Below are 23,147 nucleotides of genomic sequence, written 5' to 3' on the forward strand. Positions count from 1 at the left end.
GATGAATATAGAAAAAGGAGACTTGACCCCGTCACATGTTCTTTTTTTTCACATAAGGTATAGGGGAAGGTCTCCGGCGAGGGAGGGTAGGCCATGCGTGTCGAACGGCTTGGGGGAGATAAAATCCGCTTTTTCCTCACTTTGGATGATCTGGCTGATCGCGGTATTGAAAAAGAGGATATTTGGCGGGATATCCCCAAAGTGCATGAGTTATTTAATGACATGATGGAACATGCCTATCAGGAGTTGGGATTTGAAGTGACCGGACCCGTGGCTGTGGAAGTGTTTGCATTGCCTGCACAGGGGATGGTGGTTGTCGTCACCCGTGGTCAGGCTCCGGGCGATACGGAGGAGGAAATCAGCCATGATCCGGAAATCTATGAACTGGAAGTGACGATGGAGGAAACAAAAGACCTGGTTTTCTGTTTCCATGACTTCGAAAATTTGGTGCAGGCCGCCCATCGCGTGAAACATCTCACCCAAGGAGGACAGGTTTACGCTTTTCAGAATCGTTACTATCTCCTTTTCGGGCAAGAGATGCAATCAGATGATTTGGAAACCCTGGTGGCCATCTTGTCCGAATTCGGTGAAATGTCCACGTGTACCATTCCTTATTTGCAAGAATACGGAAAAGTGGTTTGTGAAGATCATGCGGTTCAACAAATATCCCATTACTTTGGATGACATAGATTGCGCACCCGTTTTCAGGCGGGTGCGCTTTTCATGACGTTTTATCCACAACCAATTGAAAATGCTCAAATTTTCGAAGCTGGCCGGTTTTGCCCGCAAGGACCCCCGGAAAGACACGTTCCACGGACAGATGCTGGGTTTTATGCGCGGCCAGCGCTTTGGCGATTTGTTGATGGTAAGGGCTTACATCCACTTTTTCAGTTACATGTTCGTCCGGCACGAAGGAAACGGGAGCGGAATAAAATCGGGCGATTGATTCTGGTATGACAATATAGTAAAGTTTGGTTGGGAAAGAAATATTTTGCACAGCTGTGAGTGTTGCTTTTTGAATGACTTTATGATCCGGATGTCCGGAAATTCCGGACGGTGGGAAGGTGATAATCCGATCGGGGCGAATTTCATTCATCACGGAACACAGTTCACTGACGATGGTCGAAAAAGGCTTATCGGCTAAACGTCCGTCACCGTAATTTTTAAGGATGAGCCGGTCCATTCCCAAAATGGACAGAGCATTTTTCAGTTCCTGTGTCCGGACGTCACCCAGTTCTTCTTGTGTGCACAGGGGAGGGTTGCCGGTTTTGCCGGCTTCGCCGCGGGTGGCGCAAAAAAGGATCTGTTCGTGTCCCGATTGATGAAAGTGACAAATGGTTCCCCCGCAGCTGAAGGTTTCATCATCAGGATGGGCAAAGACGTACAATATTTTTTGACACATGATGATTTTCCTTTCTTCGTTTAACGTATTGGTTTGGAGCGCACTTTTTTTGAGTTTAGTTCTTCTGAGGAATATTGTATACTTAGATATGTTTAAAGGGAATGAAAAGTAGTATTTTTTCTGAGGTGGTCAGGATGGCACAACAATCAGTTGCAGAAAGTCATCAAGAAGATAAAGAAAACATGGATGTTCTTGCTTCCACGCAAACCGTGATCAAAGAAGCTTTAGAAAAATTAGGTTATTCAGAAGCGGTATATGAATTGTTAAAAGAGCCGTTAAGGGTTTTGACGGTAAGGATTCCCGTGAGAATGGACGACGGATCCGTCAAGGTTTTCACAGCATACCGGGCACAACATAATGACTCGGTCGGACCGACCAAAGGTGGCGTCCGTTTCCATCCGAATGTCACTGAAACCGAAGTGAAAGCGTTGTCAATTTGGATGAGTTTGAAAGCAGGGATTGTCGATCTTCCTTATGGCGGCGGAAAAGGCGGCGTGGTTTGTGATCCGCGCAATATGTCGTTTCGGGAATTGGAACGTTTGTCCCGCGGTTATGTGAGGGCGATCAGTCAGATTGTGGGTCCCACCAAAGACATTCCGGCTCCGGATGTTTACACCAACTCGCAAATCATGGCATGGATGATGGACGAATACAGCCGGATTCGTGAATTTGATTCCCCCGGGTTTATCACCGGAAAGCCGTTGGTGCTCGGCGGTTCACGTGGACGGGAAACAGCGACGGCCAAAGGCGTGACTTTGATGATCCGCGAAGCGGCGAAAAAGCGGAACATTGATTTGAAAAATGCACGGGTTGTGATTCAGGGATTCGGGAATGCAGGCAGTTATTTGGCCAAATTCATGCATGACTCCGGTGCCAGGGTGATCGGGATTTCCGATGCTTACGGAGCCCTTTACGATCCGGACGGCCTGGATATCGATTATCTCCTGGATCGCCGTGATTCATTCGGCACCGTGACCAACCTGTTCAAAGACACGATCACAAACCAGGAATTGTTGGAATTGGATTGTGACATCCTGGTGCCCGCCGCGGTCGGAAATCAAATCACCGCCCAAAATGCACACCGGATCAAGGCGGATATCGTGGTGGAAGCCGCCAACGGTCCCACGACTTTGGAAGCGACCAAAATCCTGAATGACCGTGGTGTTTTGCTGGTGCCGGATGTGCTTGCCAGTGCCGGCGGTGTGACGGTTTCTTATTTTGAGTGGGTGCAAAACAACCAAGGCTATTATTGGACGGAAGAAGAAGTCGAGGAAAAATTGGAAAAAATCATGGTGAAAGCGTTTGAAAATGTATATCGTACGGCGCAAACACGAAATGTGGATATGCGTTTGGCGGCTTATATGGTCGGTGTGAGAAATATGGCGGAAGCATCGCGTTTTCGTGGCTGGGTATAGTATAATAAAAGACTTGGAGAACACCCTTTGCGGGGTGTTCTTCTTTTGCATGTATTTTGGAGGTGATTCACTTGGCTGATGTAATTATTGTCGGAGCCGGACCCTGCGGAATTTCTGCCGCCATTGAACTGAAGAAGGAAGGATTTGATCCGCTCATCATCGAAAAAGGGTGTCTGGTGAATTCCATTTATCATTATCCGTTATCCATGACTTTTTTCAGTTCCGCTGACAATCTGGAAATCGGGGGAATTCCTTTTACCACCATAAATGAAAAACCGACCCGCGCGGAGGCGTTGGCTTATTACCGGACCGTGGCCAGACATTTTGAGTTGAATATCCATACTTATGAAGAAGTTTTGGACATTGAAAAGAACGGGGATGCATTTGTGGTCCGAACCCGAAAAAGAGGAGAACAACATCGTTACGAGGCGAAAGCGGTGGTGTTGGCCACAGGCTATTATGACAATCCCCGGCAGATGGGAATCCCGGGTGAAGAATTGCCGCATGTTCATCATTATTTTCATGATGCCCATCCCTATGCCGATCAAAAAGCGGTTGTCATCGGAGGCCGCAATTCAGCGATTGATGTGGCCTTGGAGCTCTACCATACCGGAGCCAAGGTGACCATGGTTTACCGCCAAAAAGCTTTTCACGACAGCGTGAAAGCCTGGGTGCGTCCGGTGATTGAAAATGCGATTGAAAAGAAACGCATTGAGATGTTCTGGGAATCGGAAGTGGAAGAAATTTTGCCGAATTCCGTGATGATTCGAAAAAACGGGGAGAAAATGGCCATTCCGGCCGATGTGGTGTTTGCGATGACCGGATACCGGCCTGATCTCACTTTGTTGAAAAGATTGGGCGGGGAAGTGGATCCGAAAACCGGGGTTCCCGTTTTATCTGAAGCGATGGAATCAACGGTGCCCGGATTTTATCTGGCCGGGGTGGTCACAACCGGTCATGATTCCACCAAAATCTTTATTGAAAACGGAAGACACCATGGACGGTTTATTGCCGGGGATCTGAAGAAGAAATTCAAAGCGTGATGAGGAATGTGTGGTGGTTTCAGGAGGGAGGCCCCTCCGCTTTCCTTTTGAAACCGCGATACGGTCTCTTTTACATTTGAAAGTAAGGCTCCAGTTTTTTGGGATCGGTTGTCTGTTGAAGGGCCAGCATCAGTTTGATCCGTGCTTTGGGCCCGTTGATCCCGTTGCAGAACAAAAGCCCCATCTCTTTTAATTGTTTTCCGCCCCCTTCATATTCATAAGTGTCGAGCACCACTCCGTTAAAACACCGGGAAACCAGCACGACCGGCATGTTGCGGGAAAGTGCTTTACGGATTCCGGGCAACATCATGGGAGGAAGGTTGCCTTGTCCCAATGCTTCAATGACCAGCCCGTCCATATTTTGCTCAATCGCCCACTCGATCATGGAGCTGTCCATTCCGGAAACCGCCTTGATGAGGGCGACTTGATGAGAAGGGGGATTTAACGGCAGTTGTTTTTCACTGACTGCTTGCCGTTGGAATAAAATTTCTTTTTTGGTGATCATGCCAAGGGGGCCCAATCCCGGGGATTGAAATGTTGCAACATTGCTGGTGTGCGTTTTGGTCACTGTTTTGGGGGAATGGATTTCGTCATTAAACACCACAAGGGTCCCCATGCCTTTGGCTTTTTTGTCTGAGGCGACGCGAACGGCGTTGACCAAATTGTACGGGCCGTCGGCGCCCAGTTCGTTTTGGCTTCGCATCGCACCCGTGATGACAACCGGCTTATCCTGAGGAAGGACCAAACTCAAGAAGTATGCGGTTTCTTCCAGGGTATCTGTTCCGTGGGTGATGACGACTCCCGCCACGTCATTTTGTTCCAGGAAGTGTTTGGCCCACCCGGCGATTTGCGCCATGATGGCCGGTGTGATATGAGGGCTGGGCAGATTCAGGAAATGGTCCATTTCCACTTTTGCATATTTGTTCAATAACGGCAGCGTGTCCTGTAATGCTGCCGGATCTTCCGGTTTGACGCCTTCCGTCTCGTCGGATTGAGACATGGCGATGGTTCCTCCGGTTGTGATCACAACCACTTTTTGATCCAAGCGGTTCACATCCTTTCCATCCGTCCGTGTTTGCGGCTTGCACCAAATCTATCGTATGGAATCCAGTATTCCCTGTCAATAATAGGATTATCAAGTGGTTTGGATGGTGAAAGAATGAAGGAAAACGAAAGATACATGGTCAGAATTCAATGCAATCAATGTGGCGAACGGTTTATTTTAAAAGGCAGGATGAAAAAGGGGCAAGTGCAGACAGGATTTAAGAAATGTTTGTGCGATAATGATTCGGATTTTGAAATTGATTATACTTCATTGGATGACAAATAAAGAACCGGTTGAAAAAAGAGAGCGCGGATGGCTCTCTTTTCTTATTGCATAAATCACCGGCCGGCCGCTCAAACTACGGAAAGAAATGAAAAGCGGAGGAAGAAACGGTGAAAAGGTTTGTATCCATCGGTGTTTGGTTTTGTTTGATCTTGATGATGGTCTGTACGGTTTCTGCAGACCGGGGGCAGGTTCATGCGGTAAACGCCGGAAAAGCAAGCGGAGGATTCAGTGAAAATGAAATCCGGCTGATGAGCCAGGCGGTTTACGGTGAAGCGCGTGGCGAGCCTTATATCGGACAGGTTGCCATCGCCGCGGTCATTTTAAACCGCTTGGAAAGTGAAAGTTTTCCCGATACCGTCTCCGGAATCATTTTTCAACCGGGGGCTTTTACCGCCGTGGCGGATGGACAGATTTGGATGGAACCGGATGAAACAGCCCGCAAAGCGGTGATGGATGCCATAAACGGATGGGATCCGGCGGAAGGGGCGGTGTATTATTTCAACCCGGAAACCGCCACCTCCAAATGGATCTGGTCCCGTCCGCAAAAAAAGAAAATCGGAAAACATATTTTCTGTGGTTAAAGGAGATGTGATCTCATGTACAAAAGAGTGGCGGCCATTTTGTTTCCGATCACGTTGGTGGCCCTGGTGGGGACTGCAGCATGGGGATATCAGGAATATCAAGACAAAAATGCCGTTTTGATTAAAGCGGAAAACTCCTATCAACGGGCTTTCCATGATTTGAACGAGAATTTGGACCGTCTGCACGGGGAATTGGGAAAGTCGCTGGCAATGAAATCACCCAAGCAGTTGGCAACTTCGATGACCAATGTGTGGAGACTGGCTTATGCGGCACAAAGTGATATCGGACAATTGCCGCTGACGTTGGTTCCTTTTGACCAGGCCGAAAAATATTTGGCAAAAGTGGGCCGCTTTGCCTATCATGTCGGGATTCGCGATTTTAACAAGGAACCTTTGAGTGAAAAAGAATGGAACACACTGCAAGAACTTTATAATCAATCACAAAATATCACTCATGAGCTGCAAAATGTGCAACATAAAGTTTTGGACAACAACTTGCGCTGGATGGATGTGGAACTGGCCATCGCCACCGAAGACAAGAAAATGGACAGCACCATCATTGACGGCTTTAAGTTGGTGAACCAGAAAGTGAAAGAGTTCCCGGAAGTGGATTGGGGCCCCGCTGTGAATAATATGGAAATCCGGGAGAGAGAACGGGCCAATCAGATTTCCGGTAAAAAGATCTCGCCGCAAGAGGCAAGGAGAATTGTGGCAAAAGCCTTTGGCAAAAAAACAACCAAAGGCATGCAAGTGGCGAAAAACAAAAACGGGGATTTTGAGACATACAGTGTCCGTTACAAGGGAGCCGGCGACACCGAGGTTTACACGGAAATGACCACCAAAGGAGGCCATCTGGTATGGATGGTGTTTGACCGGCCGGTGAAAAAGAAACAAATTTCTTCTGAGCAAGCTCTGAGAAAAGCGGAACAGTTTTTGGAACGGATCGGTTATCCGGACATGGAACCGGTTTCCTATGATGAAACGGCCAACATTTTGTCTTATACGTTTGTCCGCCGGCTGAACGGAGTGATGATATATCCGCAAACCCTCGCCGTCAAAGTGGCATTGGACAACGGGGAAATCATGGGGCTGCAGGCTGATGAATATGTGTTTAATCAATTCAAAGTGGCCGATACCAAACCGGAATTGACGGTGGAAGAGGCCCGGAAAAAACTGAGTCCGCATTTGAAAGTGCAGAAGAACGGGCTTGCGGTGATTTATAACCAAAACGGGCAACCGGTGTTGTGTCATGAGTTTTTGGGCACTATCAAAGACAATCAGTACCGCGTCTTCTTAAATGCCAAAACCGGCGAGGAAGAGTACGTGGAGCGGATTGAAAAAGCCGATGCCGATCAGATTTAATTTTTTGTTTAAACTTTTAAATGGGCCGATATAATAAGATCGGCTCATTTAATTGTTTTCATTGCAACTATGACTAAATTATGTTATTCTTTAAACAGGTTTCCTTTATTGTGATGCGCGATGTCATTCGCTCGAATTTCATGTTTTTACTTAAAAAGGAAATACATAGTTGATATGATCAGGTAGCAGTTGCGTTTTAGTTTGTCGAGAGGAATTTACTTGAATCGAATAAAGTATTTCCAATCGAGCAGGCTACGCCTGCTCTTATCATTTTCATCCCGATTTTCAGGGAGGATTTACAGAATCAATGAGTAGGATTTCAGTGGCAATTGACGGTCCGGCAGGTGCCGGAAAAAGCACAGTGGCGCGCCGAGTGGCAAAGCGCCTTGGAATAACCTATGTGGATACAGGAGCCATGTATCGGGCAATTGCATGGAAAGCGCTTCAGAACAAGATTGATCCGGAAAATGAGGAAGCAATCACTCAGCTTGCGGAATCGGTTCAAATCGATCTGCATCCGGATGGAATCCGTGTCGACGGACGGCTCTTAAAAGATGAACTTCGCACTTCCGAAGTGTCGCAACTTGCGTCAAACATTGCAAAAATGCCCGGGGTTCGCCGCATCCTGGTGAACATCCAGCAACGGATCGCCGAAGGCCGGAGCGTTGTGATGGACGGGCGGGATATCGGATCGCATGTGTTGCCGCATGCCGATGTAAAAGTGTTTTTGACAGCGTCCATTGAAGAAAGGGCCATGCGTCGATACCGGGAAATGAAAGCCAAAGGGATCGATGTGGATTTCGAACAATTGAAAGCGGAACTGGCAAAACGGGATGAAAACGACCGCACGAGGGAAATCGCCCCGTTAAAAAAGGCAGAGGATGCGGTGTTGGTGGATACGACGGGTTGCCCGGTTCCGGAAGTTGTCGAAAAGATCCTTCAACTTTGTCGTAACAAAATAAACGATGAGGAGTAAGATATGTTATACCGTGTTTCACGTGCCATTGTTCGATTTTTGATGGCTTTGCTCTATCCCTTCAAGTCCGAAGGGGAAGGGCATATTCCCAAAGAGGGGCCTGTGGTCTTATGTTCCAATCATATAAGTAATTTGGATCCGCCTTTGGTGGGGATCACCACGACGCGTCAAGTTTATTTTATGGCCAAGGAGGAGCTGTTTCGCATTCCGGTTTTAAACAGTGTCATCCGCCGTTTCGGGGCTTTTCCCGTCAAACGCGGAGCCGGGGATTTGAAATCGCTGAAAACGGCCATTCAACTCCTTAAAAACGGGAAAGTCGTGGGGATTTTTCCGGAGGGGACCCGCTCCAAATCAGGCGAGCTGTTGGATTTTCATGTGGGTGCCGCATTGGTCGCCCTGAAGGGAAAAGCACCCATTGTGCCGGTAAACATCACCGGACCTTACCGGTTGTTTCGTCCGGTCAAGATTACCTATGGTCCCCCCATTGACATCACGCCGTATTTACAGGAAAAAGCAAACATGAAAACGGCGAAACAATTGACGGAACGGGTGATGGAAGAAATCCGTTCGATGCAAAATGAAAACAGGGAATGAAGATCATCGAAAAGGTGAGGAAACTCAGAAACTCACCTTTTCAAATCTGATCTTTCTTTTATAAAAAACAGTTTTGATTGCGTCTGGCAATGATGAGGAGGGCTCGTGATGGCAGAAGAGATGAAATCTGAGTTGGCTGAAGTTCAAAATTTAGAAGTGGGCGATGTTGTAACAGGCAAAGTCGTGAAAGTGGAAGACAATCAAGCATTGGTTGATACAGGTTATAAATTCGAATCCATTTTACCCATTTCCGAATTGTCCAGTTTGCATGTGGATAAAGTTTCTGATGTCTTGTCGGAAGGGGACGAAGTCACGGTCAAAGTGCTTCGTATTAAAGAAGACGAAGGAAAATTGATTGTTTCCAAAAAAGAAGTCGATGCCGAAAAAGCGTGGGCTGAGTTGCAACAAAAATTTGAAACAGGCGAAACGCTGACGGCAAAGGTTCATGACATCGTCAAAGGCGGCTTGGTTGTGGATGTGGGCGTGCGCGGTTTTATTCCGGCTTCCCATGTTGAACAACACTTTGTCGAAGATTTTTCCGATTACAAGGGTCGTGAACTGACCTTAAAAGTGGTGGAATTGGATCCGGAGAAAAACAAATTGATTTTGTCCCATAAGGCCGTATTGGAAGAAGAACAAGAACGCCGCAAAAAAGAACGCTTGAGCCAGCTGGAAGAAGGACAAGTGCTGGAAGGAACCGTACAACGTTTAACCGACTTCGGAGCATTTGTGGATATTGGCGGTGTGGACGGTCTGGTTCATGTATCCGAAATCGCCTGGCACCGCGTGGAGCATCCGGCCGATGTGCTGAAGGAAGGCGACAAGGTGCAGGTGAAAGTCCTGAAAGTCAACCAGGAAGAAGAAAGAATCAGCCTCAGCATTAAAGAAACCCTGGAAAGCCCTTGGGAAAAAGTGGCCAAAGAAATCAGCGCCGGGGACATTGTGAAAGGGAAAGTGAAACGCCTTGTCTCGTTTGGTGCGTTTGTTGAAGTATACCCGGGAGTGGAAGGATTGGTTCATGTTTCCCAAATCTCCCACCGCCATGTGGAAACTCCGGCGGATGTTTTGGAAGAAGGACAAGAAGTGGAAGTCAAAGTGCTCGATATCCTTCCGGATCAAAAACGGATCAGCTTGAGCATGAAAGAAGTGGAACCGAAAGAGCCGAAAAAAGAAGTAAAAGAAAAAGAAGAGAACAAATTGCAACAATCCTCCGGTTTGAATGTGACCTTGGGGGATGTTTATCCGGAATTGCGCAACTTAAAATAAAATCACAGGATGTTTGAAACCAGCCAACTTTTGGCTGGTTTTTATATGCTTAAGAAAAGTTTTTTCTACAAAAAATATATAAAAAGATTTAGAAAGAAGGTGAACAGGATTGCGGCCTTCCTTTGCTCGTGGAGCTTGTTGATTTTATATGGCACCGGATGGTTGTCCCATTGGATGGAAGCGTTTGAATCGACCCGGGCTAACATCCAATGGGTGTTGTGGACCCTGTCTTTGCTCAGTTTATGTCAACCGTGGAGGGTTCATGAGCATTTGTATATCCATCCCGCGTGGATTGGTTTTCTTCTCATCTTTATTTATTGCGGCGGCAAATTTTCTCCGGACATCCTAATGACTTTACTCAGCAGTTCCTTTTGTGCAGGCACCCTGTTCCTTTTGGGGCATGAATGGCTCCATGCCCATGCTGATTGGACTTATCCACCTTTTCGAATCTTGTTGCTTTCGGGCGTGATTCTGCTTTCGCTTTTGATTTCTCCCCGCCTGCCGGAGCGGATCTGGTTTGCAGGGATGAGTTTGATGGCCTTGGAGATTTGGATTCAGTATTTTCATCAGGATGGATTCGCCCCGGTCGTTTTGGGGTCAAATGTTTTTATGGATGTGTTATGGCTGTCTTTGACCGGCATTTTGTTCGCGCATATTTTGGAAAATCATTTTCGTTCACGGATATCCAAAAAACGCCTGTCTCTGTCAAAGCTTTGAAAGAACATCAAAACCGGATGAGAAGAGCTTGCCTTCAAAAATATTTATCGATAAGATTAGGTATGTCTTAATATATAAAGATTGGAAAATGGAAAAGCGAGGATTTTGTATGAGTTTACCTGTTGTTGCGATCGTTGGAAGGCCCAATGTGGGCAAATCGACCATCTTCAACCGCTTGGCGGGAGAGCGGATTGCGATTGTGGAAGACCAGCCGGGAATCACCCGTGACCGGATTTACTCCCGCACGGAATGGAATGGTCGCGAGTTTCATCTGATTGATACAGGCGGAATTGAATTTGATGAAAAAGACGGGATCCTTAAACATATTCGAAATCAGGCCGAACTGGCGATTGAAGAAGCTGATGTGATTATCTTCGTCACGGATGGGCGCCAAGGAATCACCGCAACGGATGAAGAAGTTTCCCGTTGGTTGCACCGGTCCAAAAAACCGGTGGTTTTGATGGTGAATAAAATCGATGATGTCAAACATATTGAAGGCGTGTACGAGTTTTACCGGTTGGGATTTGAACATGTGATCCCGGTCTCTTCGATTCATGGCACGGGAACCGGGGACATGCTGGATACCGTTGTTTCCCTTTTTCCGGAAAAAGAGGAAGAAGAGTATGACGAGGACACCATCCGGGTGGCGCTCATCGGCCGGCCCAATGTGGGAAAATCATCCCTCGTCAATGCCATTTTGGGAGAAGAGCGGGTGATTGTGAGCCCGGAAGCCGGAACCACCCGTGATGCGGTGGACACGCCTTTCGAGTATGACGGGCAGTCGTATGTGCTGATTGATACCGCGGGGATCCGCAAACGCGGAAAAGTTTATGAGTCCGTGGAGAAATACAGTGTCATCCGGGCGATGCGGGCGATTGAGCGTTCCGATGTTTGCTTGATTGTCATTGATGGCGAACGGGGAATTGCAGAACAGGACAAAAAAATTGCCGGGTTTGCACATGAAGCGGGAAGAGCGGCCATTTTCATCGTCAACAAGTGGGATGCGGTTGAAAAAGACGAAAAAACGATGCATAAGTTTGAGCAAAAAATTCGTGATTCATTCCAGTTTATGCACTATGCCCCCATCCTGTTTGTTTCTGCCAAAACAGGCAAACGGATTCAAAAGATTTTGCCAACCGTGAGTGAAGTGGCGGAACAGCATGCGATGCGCATCCCCACCTCGGTTTTAAACCAAGTGATTCAAGATGCGATGGCAACGACACCGCCTCCTTCCGACCGGGGACGCCGCTTCCGGGTTCACTACATTACGCAGGTTGCCGTGAAACCGCCGACGATTGTGTTTTTTGTCAACGACCCGGAGATCGCTCATTTCAGTTATCTCCGATATTTGGAAAATCAATTGCGACAGGCATTTCCTTTCCATGGCACGCCTCTTAAAATAAAATTAAGGAAGAAAAGTTGATAATCACAAGCAGGGAGAGAGAGGAGAATATGTTGTTCAGTTGGGGGATATCCTTATTGATCTCCTATTTGCTGGGGTCGATCAGTTTCAGTTATTTGTTTACACGCTGGTTAAAAGGCGTGGATATCCGGGAATATGGAAGCGGGAATGCCGGGGCAACGAACACGTTGCGTGTTCTTGGCGCAGGACCTGCGGCAGCCGTCTTTGTCCTGGATGCCGTCAAAGGAGTGGCGGCGGTGGGGCTGGGTCACTGGTTGTCTCACGGAGACCCGGTATGGATGGTTGTATGCGGGATTGCGGCCATTGTTGGCCATAACTGGCCGGTGTTTCTTCGTTTTCGGGGAGGAAAAGGGATCGCCACCATGGTCGGGGTGACAGCCACCTGTTTTTTTGGCGCCACCCTTGTTTCCGGGATTTTGGCGATTTTGTTTATTGTCATTACTCGTTATGTTTCATTGGGGTCGCTGGTTTTGGCCCTCTTTATCCCCGTCATGATGTGGATCCTGGATTATTCCGGGATCTTGATCGGGCTGATGCTGGTTATCACGGTGATGTCCGTTTGGCGCCACCGGGTGAACATTCGTAATTTGATTCGCGGAAAAGAACGGAAGATCTCATTCAGAGGAGAGAAGGCATGAAACAACGAATAGCAGTGCTGGGTGCAGGAAGTTGGGGAAGCGCTCTTGCATCGGTTCTTGTGGAAAATGGCCATGATGTGAAGATCTGGGCCCGCAGGGATGAGCAGACAGAGGAAATCAACCGGTCTCACACCAATGAAAAATATTTGCCGGGGGTGAAACTTCCGGAATCGCTTTTTGCGTCCTCTTCGCTGGCTGAGTGCCTGAAGGAGCGGGACATCGTCGTTTTTGTGGTGCCTTCGCACACCATGAGGGAAGTGGCCAAGAAAGTGAAGCCGTACCTGCCTCCGGATGCCCTCGTTGTGCATGCGACAAAAGGTTTCGAATTGGATACGTGGAAGCGAATGTCGGAAGTTTTGCTGGAAGAGCTGGGCGGATCGTACCAAAGCCGGCTGGTCGTATTATCCGGTCCCAGCCATGCGGAAGAAGTGATCCGGAAGTGTCCGACTGCCGTTGTCGTGGCATCCTCCGGGTTGCCGGCAGCGGAAAAGGTTCAAACCTTGTTCATGAACCATTATTTTCGCGTCTACACCAATCCGGACGTGGTGGGCGTTGAAGTGGGCGGGGCGCTGAAAAACGTGATCGCTCTCGCTTCCGGCTTGGCAGACGGGCTTCAATTCGGCGATAATGCCAAAGCCGCCCTGATGACCCGCGGATTGGCCGAAATTGCCCGTTTGGGTTCCGCGATGGGAGCCGAGCCCATTACCTTTGCCGGCCTCGCCGGGGTCGGGGATTTGTTTGTGACTTGCACCAGCAAGCACAGCCGGAATTTCCGGGCAGGCAATATGCTGAGCCAAGGCAAAAAGTTGGATGAGGTTCTGAAGGAGATGGGAATGGTTGTCGAAGGGGTGAAAACCACCCGTGCCGCCCATGCTTTAAAGAAGCGTTACAACGTGGAAATGCCCATCAATGAACAACTGTATTTGGTGCTTTTTGAAAACAAAGAACCAAGACAAGCCGTCAAAGAATTGATGGAGCGCGGACGGACAAAAGAACTGGAAGAAATCGTCCAAGGTTGGTAAAATGATATTTGGGCTTTTTCCCTGTTGCAAGCTTTTCGGTGATTTCATACTCTGTAATAGCTTCAACCAATATCCACAAAACTTGAGCACTGATACAAGGACAGGGAATCAGATTGGTCAGGAGAAGCAGGGTACAAGAAACAGGGGTAATGCCTGATAAGCATTACCCCTGTTTTCGTTTGATTTGCGAATAAGAAGAAGTGGAAGCGGTTTTGGGACGGAACATTTGTGCAATCATTCTTTGAATCCATGGAGATTGTAACAGTTCAAGAATCTGGCCGATGCTGATGGATGAAAAAAGGGATGGCGGATCCGCTTTTTTTTCGTCCTGCCACTCGATGACCGGGATCTCTTCTTCCTCGGGCATTGTGGGGGCGTGTTCCCGGTCCGGCGGGGGGAGCATGGGAAAAGTGCGTGATGACGGAAGTGCTTGCCGGGCGGATCTCATCTGATTGGTCAATTCGAAGATTTTGTATGCCGATTCCATGATGCTTTCAAGCTTTTGGATAGACTTGCTCAAATCTTGGATGGTTGAACGCAAGGTCATGAATCCGCTCAGAACTTTTGCGATATGATCGGATGTCATGGGAGGCAGCGGTTCCGGTTTTGCTCTGCCGGGCGGTTGAACCGGTTTTGCCGGGGAAGTCACTTTTTTTCTTCTCTTTTTGCGAGAAGCATTTGGCCGATTTCGTTGGTTACTCATGTTGGCTTCCTCCATTTCAGGCTGATGTCCATTTATCTTATGCACAGGGCAGGCGAATGAATTGAGGCAGATGTCCTGTGATCCCCTGGGCCGGTGCGGATTTCACCCGTCCCGGTGAAAACGAAAAAGGAAGTGTGGAAAGATTGGACTTAATGATTGTTTTGTTTTTATTGGTGCTGATCAATATTTTGGTGGCCGTCGGACGGCAACAAAAAAAGGCCTGGGTGAGCATGATTTTTTCAACCGTATCCTTCTTGCTCCTGTTGGTGGTTCTGCTCTTTGTGATACGAATGTTTATGTGAGGAGGGATGGTTTTGCGGTTCAAAAAATGGTTACCCGGGATGTTCAGCCTTGTTCTGCTTCTTGCGGCCGGTTGTATGTATCCGGAAGAGGAACGGATGCAACTCGACCGGCTTCCGGAACAAGTGGCGCAGGTGCAGGGGGCGGTCGATGCATATTACCGGGAAAACCGGGTTTTGCCGTATAAGTATACAGAAGAGGATGAAAAATTAACGACCAAGTACAAGGTGAACTTTGAAGAGTTGAAAGGGATTTTGGGGAATATCCCGCCATCGGCATTTGAAAAGGGCGGATATTTTTTGTTTGTTCTGGTCGATGTGGAAAAGGATCCCAAGGTCCGCTTGTTTGACCTTCGCGTCAATGATGCGGTCATGAAAGTCCAAGCCGAAGTGAACGGCTATGTGAAACAACACCATTCTTTACCGGTCAAAGAGAAAATAAGCGGGCCATTTTACACCGTTGATTTTCAAAAACTGCGTATGGATCCCGTCGAGGTGCCCAGCCCTTATTCCGGGGAGAACCTGCCTTTGGTGGTCGACGGGCAAGGAAAAGTATTTCTCGATTACCGGGCAGAAGTGATGAAAAAATGGCAAAATGCGAAAGAAAAACCGGATGAAAAGACAGATTTGCGCCTGTGGTTGTCCGAAGACGCAATTTTTGTCCCTGCATTTTCCCCGCAGATCCAAATGGAGGGGAACGAACCCCGGTTGTTGCCGGTGGAGGAGGAAAACCACAGCAAAAAATGAATAACTGTTTTTTCTTTGAATAAGGATGAAAACAAGCGGAAGAACATTGGGCCCGAGGAGTGAAGTCCCATGGAACTGCTTTTGCTTCACCTTTTGGCGATCCCGTCGGTTTTCTTGTTGGGAAGGTTGTCGGGGTCTGTGAAAATATCCGCATTCCGGACGAAAGTAACCTCTTCCCGGCACAAAGACCGCTTGTCATCCCGTTCATCTTAGAGCTTCTTGCAAAAAGAGAGCTCTATTTTTTTACCTGAAGAATCATATTGGTGCAAAGCATTCATATATTGGTAGTGTCCAAGGAAGGTTCCGGAGGGAGGGGTTGCCTTCGCACCGGCGACAAGACCAGCATGTGATGTTTAAGTTCTGGAGGAGGGAATTTCGTGGAAAAAGTAGATATCCTGAAAGATATTGCAGAGAGAACAGGAGGAGATATTTACCTGGGTGTGGTCGGTGCGGTGCGCACCGGTAAATCAACATTTATCAAGCGGTTCATGGAACAGGTTGTCATCCCGAACATTGAAGATGAAGCCGAAAGAGTGAGAGCGACGGATGAGTTGCCGCACAGCGGTGCAGGACGTACCATCACAACCATCGAGCCGAAGTTTGTGCCCAATCAGGCGATTCAGATCCATGTGGACGAAGGATTGGATGTCAATATTCGTTTGGTGGATTGTGTGGGCTATGCCATTGAGGGCGCCAAAGGGTATGAGGATGAAAACGGGCCGAGGATGATCAGCACCCCGTGGTTTGAAGAACCGATTCCGTTTCAGGAAGCGGCGGAAGTGGGCACCCGGAAAGTGATTCAGGAGCATTCAACGGTAGGCATTGTGGTTACCAGTGACGGCAGTATCACCGATCTGGCCCGGGAGTCTTATGAAGAAGTGGAAGAGCGTGTCATCGAAGAACTGAAGGAAGTGGGAAAACCGTTTATCCTGATCCTGAATTCAACCCAGCCGTACAGTGAACAAACCCAGGCTTTAAGGGCCGAACTTGCAGAAAAATATGACATCCCCGTTCTGGCAGTCAGTGTGGCCACGATGAGTGAAGAAGAAATTTTGGGCATTATGAAGGAAGTGCTTTATGAATTCCCGGTGCATGAAGTCAATGTCAATCTGCCGAGCTGGGTCATGGTTCTTGAAGAGGATCACTGGCTGCGGCAAAGTTTTGAAGAGTCCGTGCGCGAAACGGTCAAAGACATTAAGAGGCTCCGGGATGTGGACCGGGTGGTGGGACAGTTTTATCAATATGATTTCATTGACAAAGCATCCCTGTCCGGAATGGATATGGGGCAAGGCGTTGCCGAAATTGATCTGTATGCCCCGGATGATTTGTATGACCAGGTGTTGCAGGAAGTGGTCGGTGTTGAGATTCGCGGCCGGGATCACCTGTTGGAATTGATGCAGGAGTTCAGCATTGCCAAGCGGGAATATGACAAAGTGGCGGATGCATTAAAAATGGTGCGTACGACCGGCTATGGCGTGGCAGCCCCTGCAATCGAGGAAATGACATTGGATGAACCCGAATTGATCAAACAGGGAAACCGCTTTGGAGTCCGTTTGAAAGCAACGGCACCTTCGATCCATATGATCCGGGTGAACGTGACTTCCGAATTTGCGCCCATCATCGGCTCGGAAAAACAGAGTGAAGAGCTGGTCAATTACCTGATGCGCGATTTTGAGAAAGACCCGTTGCAGATCTGGAAATCCGACATCTTCGGCCGTTCCCTGAATTCCATCGTCCGGGAAGGCATTCAGGCCAAACTGTCCATGATGCCGGAAAATGCCCGCTATAAATTGCAGGAAACGCTCGAGCGGATCATCAATGAGGGTTCAGGGGGATTAATTGCCATTATATTATAAATCATATGAAAAGCGCGTTTTCAGCGCTTTTTTTATTGTTATCCGGGAAAATCGCAAAGATTCTCTTGAACTTACGATTTGTCTATATTAGTATAGGATTGTCCCACGCAAATCCACTCATTTGCCGGTTGTTTGGCAAGAGTGTTGGATTCGTAAACGGAGGTGCGAATATGAACAAAACCGATCTGATCAATAAAGTAGCAGAGGCTACTGAAATGACGAAAAAAGATGCTTCGAAATCGGTTGAAGCTGTATTGGAAGCCATTGCCGGAGCATTGCGTGAAGGAGAAAAAGTACAACTGATTGGATTCGGAAACTTTGAAGTGAAAGATAAGCCTGAGCGCAAAGGGCGTAATCCGCGCACCGGAGAAGAAATGATCATTCCGGCTCGCAAAAGTGTTTCTTTCAAAGCAGGTAAACAATTGCGCGAAGAAGTCAATAAGTAATTGATTGCTGGGACTACATAACCTGCCAAAAAGACCTCGTTTCTTCGAGGTCTTTTTGTTTTTTGACAATATGATATAATGATCCTTGTTTCTATTGGTATAATACTTATTGTACAGGAATTTGTTTTTGGATGGAGGAACATAAATGGTAGACCATCGCAAAATTGAAGAAGCGGTACGCATGATTTTGGAAGCTGTCGGCGAAGATCCAAACCGTGAAGGTTTATTAGATACCCCAAAACGTGTGGCACGGATGTATGAAGAGATTTTTTCGGGATTAAACCAAGATCCGAAAGATCAATTTTCGGTGGTTTTTAGTGAAGATCACGAGGAACTTGTCCTGGTGAAAGACATTCCTTTTTTCTCCACTTGTGAGCATCATTTGGTTCCGTTTTTCGGGAAAGCCCATATCGGTTATATCCCGCGCGGAGGAAGAGTGACCGGGCTCAGCAAGTTGGCCCGCGCAGTTGAAACGGTGGCCAGAAGACCCCAATTGCAGGAACGGATTACCTCGACGGTCGCCGATTCCATTGTGGAGTCGCTGGATCCGTATGGTGTGATTGTCGTCATCGAAGCGGAACATATGTGCATGACCATGCGGGGGGTTAAAAAACCGGGTTCCAAAACCGTCACCTCGGCCGTCAGGGGTGTGTTTGCAGAAGATGTGGCAGCCAGAGCCGAAGCCTTGAGTTTGATTGGTTTAAAATAATGAAAAAACCTCTTGACACTGTATAAAACCCGTTATATAATCTTACTTGTCACTGAGAGACAAAATGAATTATATGACGGGCTATGGCGCAGTTTGGTAGCGCGCTTGCATGGGGCGCAAGAGGTCGTCAGTTCAAATCTGGCTAGCCCGACCAACAACGAGACTCTTCCTCATGGGAGAGTCTCTTTTATTGTCATGACAAGGATGAAACCGTGGTAAAATAAAGTTGATTTTCTCAAGGAGGGATTTTCATTGAAGGAAACTTCAGGTGATTATGTGATTATCAAAGCCAAAGAGAACGGGGTGAATGTGATCGGGTTGACCCGGGGAAGAGACACCCGTTTTCACCATTCAGAAAAGTTGGACCGCGGTGAAGTGATGATTGCACAATTTACGGAGAACACCTCCGCCATTAAAGTTCGCGGAAAGGCAACGGTCATGACCAGTTACGGAACGATCGAGACGGATGAGTAGAGGACTGTGCGCCCGAGGCATGTTTCCCCCTTGCCGTTTATAAAATAAAATCAGGGAAATCAAAGGGGGAAACAAGGGTGAGAGACTTTCTGATCCGATGGTTTGCTGTGGTTTTGTTGTCCACAGTGTTGGCGCTGATGATTTCCTGGATGTGCAGCCGGACGATGTTTTCCGCCAACCAGCCGACAAAACCGGTTTTTAAAGAAGAAAAAGTTCATCGGTTGACTGACGAAAACCTGGTGGACTATTTGGTGAGCCGTCAGATCCGGTTGCCGATTCAACGGGCCGACCTTCGTCAGCAAAATGTTTATTTGGAGCTCACTGCTTTCAAACAGACCAAACAGGAAATGGAGCATGAGCTGGTACAATTGATTTGTCCGATGCTGGAGCAAGTCGAAAATATCAGCCGGGTGGAGGTTCTTGTGCATTTCAGACCCGGTGAAAGTTACTTTGTGGAAGCCGGGAAAGAAGATTTGCCGGCGTTGCAGAAAGCACCGGTGAAAGCGTTGTCGGATCAGGAAATTTTGGAGGGTGTGTTTGAAATGACCCGGTTTTCTTTGCGTTCCCGTGATGAGGGGAAAACCTTGGAAGAATGCCTATCCACCAAAAAAGTATGGTATACTATTCGCAGTGTTTGAACTACCTCAATGGAGGAACTTTGTTTATGGCATTCATACATAATGAATCATTAAATCAGTTGATTACACAAATTCAAAATGATGCAAATCACAAATATGTACGCAAAACAATCGGGGAAGCGGAAGTCCCAGTTTTTTTTGTCCAAGTTTTGCAGTGGCTGCTCGGCGACCTGGCTGCGGACAAAAAAAGGGTGGACTTGTACATTTTGGCAACCACGCTGGTGAAAATGGGAACGGATATGCATGAACGCGTGGCGGTCGCTTCCCCGGATTCCGAAAACGAGCAAAAACAGCAGCTGACGGTTCTGGCCGGGGACCATTACAGCAGTTTGTTTTACCGGCATCTGGCCGGCCGGCATGAAACCGAGGGAATCCGTTGTCTGGCCGGGGTGACGTGCCGGGTGAACGAATGGAAAATGTCTTTGCATTCTCTGCTTCATGACGAAGAGGATCCGGACGTGGAGAAGGTCTGGTTTTACTTTGAAAAAATTGCAACGGCTTGGATTACGGCGCTCGCCGACTTTTTTCATGTGGAAGAAAACTTGAAGGTTCAGATTGCAGAAGCGCTGGTCGTTCTCCATGAAGCAACGCAAACCGCTGTTTCCCGGCTTCATCAACATGAGGTGTGGACGAACAAGCTGCGGGAAAAAGAGGCGTTTCTTCAGGAGGCATGCAGCCAAGCCGGGGATCCGGGTTTGACATGCTTAATCCATCAACTGCCGAAAACAGATACGGCTGTATCGAAAGCGAGTGATGAATCTTGACACGGGAAGGCGAAGCGAAATCCCGGTTTGTCCATCAGGTGTTTGAAAATATCGCCAAAGATTATGACCGGATGAATACGTTGCTGAGTTTTTGCATGCACAAAGTATGGCGCAAGTTCGCCATGAAAAAGATGAATGTGAAACCGGGCGAAACAGCTATTGACGTCTGTTGCGGAACTTGTGACTGGACGATTTCCCTGGCCCGCGCATCCAAGACCGGCGAAATCGTCGGACTGGATTTCAGTGAAAACATGTTGGATGTCGGCAAGCAGAAAGTGGACAAGGAAGCTTTGTCCGGCCAAATCCGGCTGGTGCACGGGGATGCGATGAACCTGCCGTTTCCGGACAATACGTTTGATCATGCCACCATCGGTTTTGCATTGAGGAATGTTCCGGATCTTGTACAAGTGTTAAAAGAGATGAAACGGGTGGTCAAGCCGGGAGGACAAGTGGTTTCCCTGGAACTGTCCAAGCCGACGTGGCCTCCGTTCCGGGCGGTTTATTATTTCTATTTTCAACGGATTTTGCCGCTGATGGGAAAATGGTTTGCCGGACGTTATGAGCAATACCGCTGGTTGCCGGAATCGCTCGCTCCTTTTCCCGATTACAAAGAATTGGCGAAATTGATGAAAGAAGAGGCGGGGCTGGAGGAGATCCGGGTTTACCCGCTGACCGGCGGCATTACCGCTCTTCACATCGGAAAAAAACCAATCAATGGATAAAGGAACAGAAGGAAGATGGTTGGATGAATGCATGGAACAAATTAAAAATCGTGTTGGAAATGATCAAGTTTGAACACAGCATCTTTGCGTTGCCTTTTGCCTATCTCGGGGCGATCCTGGGCAGTTTGGAAGTGAGAGGGGAATTTCCGTCCTGGGCCGAAATGGGATGGGTGACGTTGGCGATGGTCGCTGCGCGGAGTGCGGCGATGTCCCTGAACCGCTTGATCGACCGGCATATCGATGCCAAAAATCCCCGCACGAAAAACCGGGCGATTCCGGCCGGTTTGGTTTCAACCACCTTTGTATGGGGATTTGTCATTGTTTCGTTTGCGCTGCTCTTTCTCTCGGCCTATCAGTTGAATATGCTGGCCGTCTATTTATTGCCGGTGGCCGTGTTTTTCCTGTGGTTTTATTCGTATACCAAACGTTTCACTTGGACATGCCATTTCTTTTTGGGAATCGCCACCGCTTTGGGCCCGCTGGGGGGATGGGTGGCCACCACCGCTCAAATCGATGGGGTCTCCCTGATTTTGTTTGCGACGGTGGCATTGTGGATCGGCGGATTTGATGTGATTTACGCCTGCCAGGATGTTGAGTTTGACCGGAAAGAAAAAATTCACTCCATCCCGGCCCGTTTTGGAATCAGAAAAGCATTGGTGATTTCTTCGCTGATGCACGTGGGGACGGCAGCCGGATTGATTGCGCTGTTGTTGCTGACCAACCTGGGGATCTGGTTTGGGATTGGAACGGCTATTGCATTGGGGGTTCTGATTTATGAACACGCCATTGTTTCTGCAGATGATTTATCCCGTTTAAACACGGCGTTTTTCACCATGAACGGGGTACTGAGTGTGGTTGTGTTCGCCTTCATGCTTCTGGATGTATGGCTGTAAAGGCGAATTTCCGGTTTTTTTAAAGAAAGCCGGATTGAGGATATTGAAATCGGCATGCCAACCCGCCGACCGGTTGGTATGTGTTAGGGTGAAGATGATGAATTTGCAAGAAATTTACCATGTGATCAAAAAGGATCTGGATTGGATTGAAGAAGAATTACAAAACGCCATCGAGACCGGACAACCGGTGCTCAATGAATCATCCGCACATTTGCTCAAAGCCGGCGGCAAGCGGATGCGCCCCGTGTTTGTGCTGTTGTCCGGGCGGTTCGGTCATTATGAGCGTGAAGAATTAAAAAGGGTAGCCGTGGCGCTGGAGTTGATACACATGGCTACCCTGGTTCATGATGATGTGATTGACGATGCGGATACACGACGGGGGCAAGCGACCATCAAAAAGGAATGGGACAATAAAGTGGCCATGTATACCGGGGACTTTATTTTGGCCCGGGCCTTGATGGAGTTGTCCGGTTTGAAAGATAAGACGGTTCATCCCATTCTGGCCAAAGCGATGACCTTGGTTTGCCTGGGGGAAATGGATCAGATCGAGGATCTGTATTCGGAAAGATTGTCGTTGCGCCGTTATTTGCGCCGGATCAAACGGAAAACCGCTTTGCTCATATCGGTCAGTTGTCAATTGGGGGCGCTCGTGAGCCAGGCTTCCCCCCGCCATGTTCAGTGGTTGAAAGCATACGGGTATTACGTGGGAATGGCTTTTCAGATGAAGGATGATGTATTGGATTTTATCGGGGATGAAGAGACATTGGGAAAACCGGCGGGAAATGATTTGCGGCAGGGAAACGTGACCTTGCCGGTGATCTACGCGTTATACCAAGGCGATGAAGATGCGCGGGAATCCATTCGTTCTTATTTGCGCTCGCAAGGGGAAATGGTCTCCCTCTCCCAGGTGTTGGATCAGGTCAGAAAAAGCGGGGGCATCGAATATACCTTGGATTTGTCCAAACGCTACATGAATAAAGCGATGCACTGTTTAAAGCAATTACCGGCTTCCACCGAACGGGAATCCCTCCGGCTGATTGCGGAATTCATTGTTGAACGGTCTTATTGACGGGATGGTTGCGTTTACAATTTAAACTTGTTAAAATTTTTCATGACGCTTTTTTCTT

General features: G+C 48.1%; 26 protein-coding genes, 1 tRNA gene and 1 pseudogene. 25 read left to right on the forward strand and 3 right to left on the reverse strand.

Annotation, left to right across the window (positions count from 1 at the left end):
- The first annotated feature begins 93 nt into the window (after nt 1-93).
- Entirely contained in the window at nt 94-684 is a 591-nt protein-coding gene (locus I8U21_RS07725) for a genetic competence negative regulator (RefSeq protein WP_181732043.1), read from the forward strand.
- Nucleotides 685-721: 37 nt separating this feature from the next.
- On the opposite strand, the gene I8U21_RS07730 is transcribed toward I8U21_RS07725, so the two are convergent.
- Nucleotides 722-1,402 carry a PIG-L deacetylase family protein gene (locus tag I8U21_RS07730; RefSeq protein ID WP_181732044.1) on the reverse strand — a complete coding sequence of 227 codons (681 nt, stop codon included), beginning with the start codon at nt 1,400-1,402 and terminating at the stop codon, nt 722-724.
- 134 nt (nt 1,403-1,536) lie between these two features.
- Here I8U21_RS07730 and I8U21_RS07735 point away from each other — a divergent pair, with 134 nt between their 5' ends.
- Both I8U21_RS07735 and I8U21_RS07740 read left to right on the forward strand, forming a co-directional pair.
- Nucleotides 1,537-2,817 (forward strand): Glu/Leu/Phe/Val family dehydrogenase, encoded by a 1,281-nt coding sequence (locus I8U21_RS07735; protein ID WP_181732045.1) that lies wholly within the window; start codon nt 1,537-1,539, stop codon nt 2,815-2,817.
- A gap of 62 nt (nt 2,818-2,879) precedes the next feature.
- The gene (locus I8U21_RS07740; protein WP_370527046.1) at nt 2,880-3,860 is read left to right on the forward strand and encodes a YpdA family putative bacillithiol disulfide reductase; all 981 of its coding nucleotides are present in this window, start codon (nt 2,880-2,882) and stop codon (nt 3,858-3,860) included.
- A 70-nt stretch (nt 3,861-3,930) separates the two neighbouring features.
- Here the strand turns inward: I8U21_RS07740 and I8U21_RS07745 are convergent, their stop codons facing one another.
- Nucleotides 3,931-4,905 (reverse strand): asparaginase, encoded by a 975-nt coding sequence (locus I8U21_RS07745; RefSeq protein WP_198053650.1) that lies wholly within the window; start codon nt 4,903-4,905, stop codon nt 3,931-3,933.
- Nucleotides 4,906-5,408: 503 nt separating this feature from the next.
- On the opposite strand from I8U21_RS07745, the pseudogene I8U21_RS07750 reads away from it, so the two are divergent.
- The 9 genes and pseudogenes from I8U21_RS07750 to I8U21_RS07790 all read left to right on the forward strand — a co-directional run.
- Nucleotides 5,409-5,771: pseudogene (locus I8U21_RS07750) on the forward strand (cell wall hydrolase); the annotation flags it as partial.
- A 15-nt stretch (nt 5,772-5,786) separates the two neighbouring features.
- The gene (gene ypeB / locus I8U21_RS07755) at nt 5,787-7,133 is read left to right on the forward strand and encodes a germination protein YpeB (protein WP_181732047.1); all 1,347 of its coding nucleotides are present in this window, start codon (nt 5,787-5,789) and stop codon (nt 7,131-7,133) included.
- Between the two features lie 307 nt (nt 7,134-7,440).
- Nucleotides 7,441-8,109: a (d)CMP kinase gene (cmk, locus tag I8U21_RS07760; RefSeq protein WP_181732048.1), complete on the forward strand. Its 669-nt coding sequence runs from the start codon at nt 7,441-7,443 to the stop codon at nt 8,107-8,109.
- A 3-nt stretch (nt 8,110-8,112) separates the two neighbouring features.
- Nucleotides 8,113-8,703 carry a lysophospholipid acyltransferase family protein gene (locus I8U21_RS07765; protein WP_181732049.1) on the forward strand — a complete coding sequence of 197 codons (591 nt, stop codon included), beginning with the start codon at nt 8,113-8,115 and terminating at the stop codon, nt 8,701-8,703.
- 108 nt (nt 8,704-8,811) lie between these two features.
- Entirely contained in the window at nt 8,812-9,969 is a 1,158-nt protein-coding gene (rpsA, locus tag I8U21_RS07770) for a 30S ribosomal protein S1 (protein WP_181732050.1), read from the forward strand.
- A gap of 99 nt (nt 9,970-10,068) precedes the next feature.
- A complete protein-coding gene (locus tag I8U21_RS07775; RefSeq protein WP_181732051.1) occupies nt 10,069-10,686 on the forward strand; it encodes a hypothetical protein in 618 nt (205 codons plus the stop codon).
- Nucleotides 10,687-10,795: 109 nt separating this feature from the next.
- On the forward strand, nt 10,796-12,109 hold the full coding sequence (der, locus tag I8U21_RS07780) for a ribosome biogenesis GTPase Der (protein ID WP_181732052.1): 1,314 nt from the start codon (nt 10,796-10,798) through the stop codon (nt 12,107-12,109).
- Between the two features lie 29 nt (nt 12,110-12,138).
- Complete coding sequence (gene plsY / locus I8U21_RS07785) at nt 12,139-12,747, forward strand: glycerol-3-phosphate 1-O-acyltransferase PlsY (RefSeq protein WP_181732053.1); 609 nt, start codon at nt 12,139-12,141, stop codon at nt 12,745-12,747.
- Nucleotides 12,744-13,769, forward strand: coding sequence for an NAD(P)H-dependent glycerol-3-phosphate dehydrogenase (locus I8U21_RS07790; RefSeq protein WP_181732054.1), 1,026 nt, complete (start codon nt 12,744-12,746; stop codon nt 13,767-13,769). Before plsY ends, I8U21_RS07790 begins: the two co-directional genes overlap by 4 nt.
- Before the next feature lie 163 nt (nt 13,770-13,932).
- Here I8U21_RS07790 and I8U21_RS07795 read toward each other — a convergent pair whose 3' ends face one another.
- Nucleotides 13,933-14,472 carry a hypothetical protein gene (locus I8U21_RS07795; protein WP_181732055.1) on the reverse strand — a complete coding sequence of 180 codons (540 nt, stop codon included), beginning with the start codon at nt 14,470-14,472 and terminating at the stop codon, nt 13,933-13,935.
- 77 nt (nt 14,473-14,549) lie between these two features.
- On the opposite strand from I8U21_RS07795, the gene I8U21_RS07800 reads away from it, so the two are divergent.
- The 13 genes from I8U21_RS07800 to I8U21_RS07860 all read left to right on the forward strand — a co-directional run bounded on the left by I8U21_RS07800 (nt 14,550) and on the right by I8U21_RS07860 (nt 23,089).
- On the forward strand, nt 14,550-14,774 hold the full coding sequence (locus I8U21_RS07800) for a hypothetical protein (protein ID WP_181732056.1): 225 nt from the start codon (nt 14,550-14,552) through the stop codon (nt 14,772-14,774).
- Between the two features lie 12 nt (nt 14,775-14,786).
- On the forward strand, nt 14,787-15,518 hold the full coding sequence (locus I8U21_RS07805; protein ID WP_181732057.1) for a hypothetical protein: 732 nt from the start codon (nt 14,787-14,789) through the stop codon (nt 15,516-15,518).
- Nucleotides 15,519-15,587: 69 nt separating this feature from the next.
- Entirely contained in the window at nt 15,588-15,731 is a 144-nt protein-coding gene (locus tag I8U21_RS07810) for a hypothetical protein (RefSeq protein ID WP_156097728.1), read from the forward strand.
- Nucleotides 15,732-15,895: 164 nt separating this feature from the next.
- The gene (gene spoIVA / locus I8U21_RS07815) at nt 15,896-17,374 is read left to right on the forward strand and encodes a stage IV sporulation protein A (RefSeq protein WP_198053651.1); all 1,479 of its coding nucleotides are present in this window, start codon (nt 15,896-15,898) and stop codon (nt 17,372-17,374) included.
- Nucleotides 17,375-17,544: 170 nt separating this feature from the next.
- Nucleotides 17,545-17,820 carry an HU family DNA-binding protein gene (locus tag I8U21_RS07820; protein WP_037995279.1) on the forward strand — a complete coding sequence of 92 codons (276 nt, stop codon included), beginning with the start codon at nt 17,545-17,547 and terminating at the stop codon, nt 17,818-17,820.
- Nucleotides 17,821-17,965: 145 nt separating this feature from the next.
- A complete protein-coding gene (gene folE, locus I8U21_RS07825) occupies nt 17,966-18,529 on the forward strand; it encodes a GTP cyclohydrolase I FolE (protein ID WP_198053652.1) in 564 nt (187 codons plus the stop codon).
- 77 nt (nt 18,530-18,606) lie between these two features.
- Nucleotides 18,607-18,683 (forward strand) — tRNA-Pro (locus tag I8U21_RS07830).
- Nucleotides 18,684-18,781: 98 nt separating this feature from the next.
- Nucleotides 18,782-19,003 carry a trp RNA-binding attenuation protein MtrB gene (gene mtrB / locus I8U21_RS07835; RefSeq protein WP_198053653.1) on the forward strand — a complete coding sequence of 74 codons (222 nt, stop codon included), beginning with the start codon at nt 18,782-18,784 and terminating at the stop codon, nt 19,001-19,003.
- 77 nt (nt 19,004-19,080) lie between these two features.
- Complete coding sequence (locus I8U21_RS07840) at nt 19,081-19,641, forward strand: hypothetical protein (protein ID WP_198053654.1); 561 nt, start codon at nt 19,081-19,083, stop codon at nt 19,639-19,641.
- A 26-nt stretch (nt 19,642-19,667) separates the two neighbouring features.
- Complete coding sequence (locus tag I8U21_RS07845; RefSeq protein WP_181732058.1) at nt 19,668-20,405, forward strand: heptaprenyl diphosphate synthase component 1; 738 nt, start codon at nt 19,668-19,670, stop codon at nt 20,403-20,405.
- On the forward strand, nt 20,402-21,127 hold the full coding sequence (locus tag I8U21_RS07850) for a demethylmenaquinone methyltransferase (protein WP_232337577.1): 726 nt from the start codon (nt 20,402-20,404) through the stop codon (nt 21,125-21,127). The genes I8U21_RS07845 and I8U21_RS07850 overlap by 4 nt, the downstream gene beginning before the upstream one ends.
- Before the next feature lie 23 nt (nt 21,128-21,150).
- Complete coding sequence (locus I8U21_RS07855; RefSeq protein ID WP_181732059.1) at nt 21,151-22,020, forward strand: UbiA-like polyprenyltransferase; 870 nt, start codon at nt 21,151-21,153, stop codon at nt 22,018-22,020.
- Nucleotides 22,021-22,117: 97 nt separating this feature from the next.
- On the forward strand, nt 22,118-23,089 hold the full coding sequence (locus I8U21_RS07860) for a polyprenyl synthetase family protein (protein ID WP_181732060.1): 972 nt from the start codon (nt 22,118-22,120) through the stop codon (nt 23,087-23,089).
- Nucleotides 23,090-23,147: the final 58 nt, after the last annotated feature.

Origin of the sequence: Thermoactinomyces sp. CICC 23799 (genome assembly GCF_016055145.1) — a bacterium.
Taxonomy (GTDB): domain Bacteria; phylum Bacillota; class Bacilli; order Thermoactinomycetales; family Thermoactinomycetaceae; genus Thermoactinomyces; species Thermoactinomyces intermedius.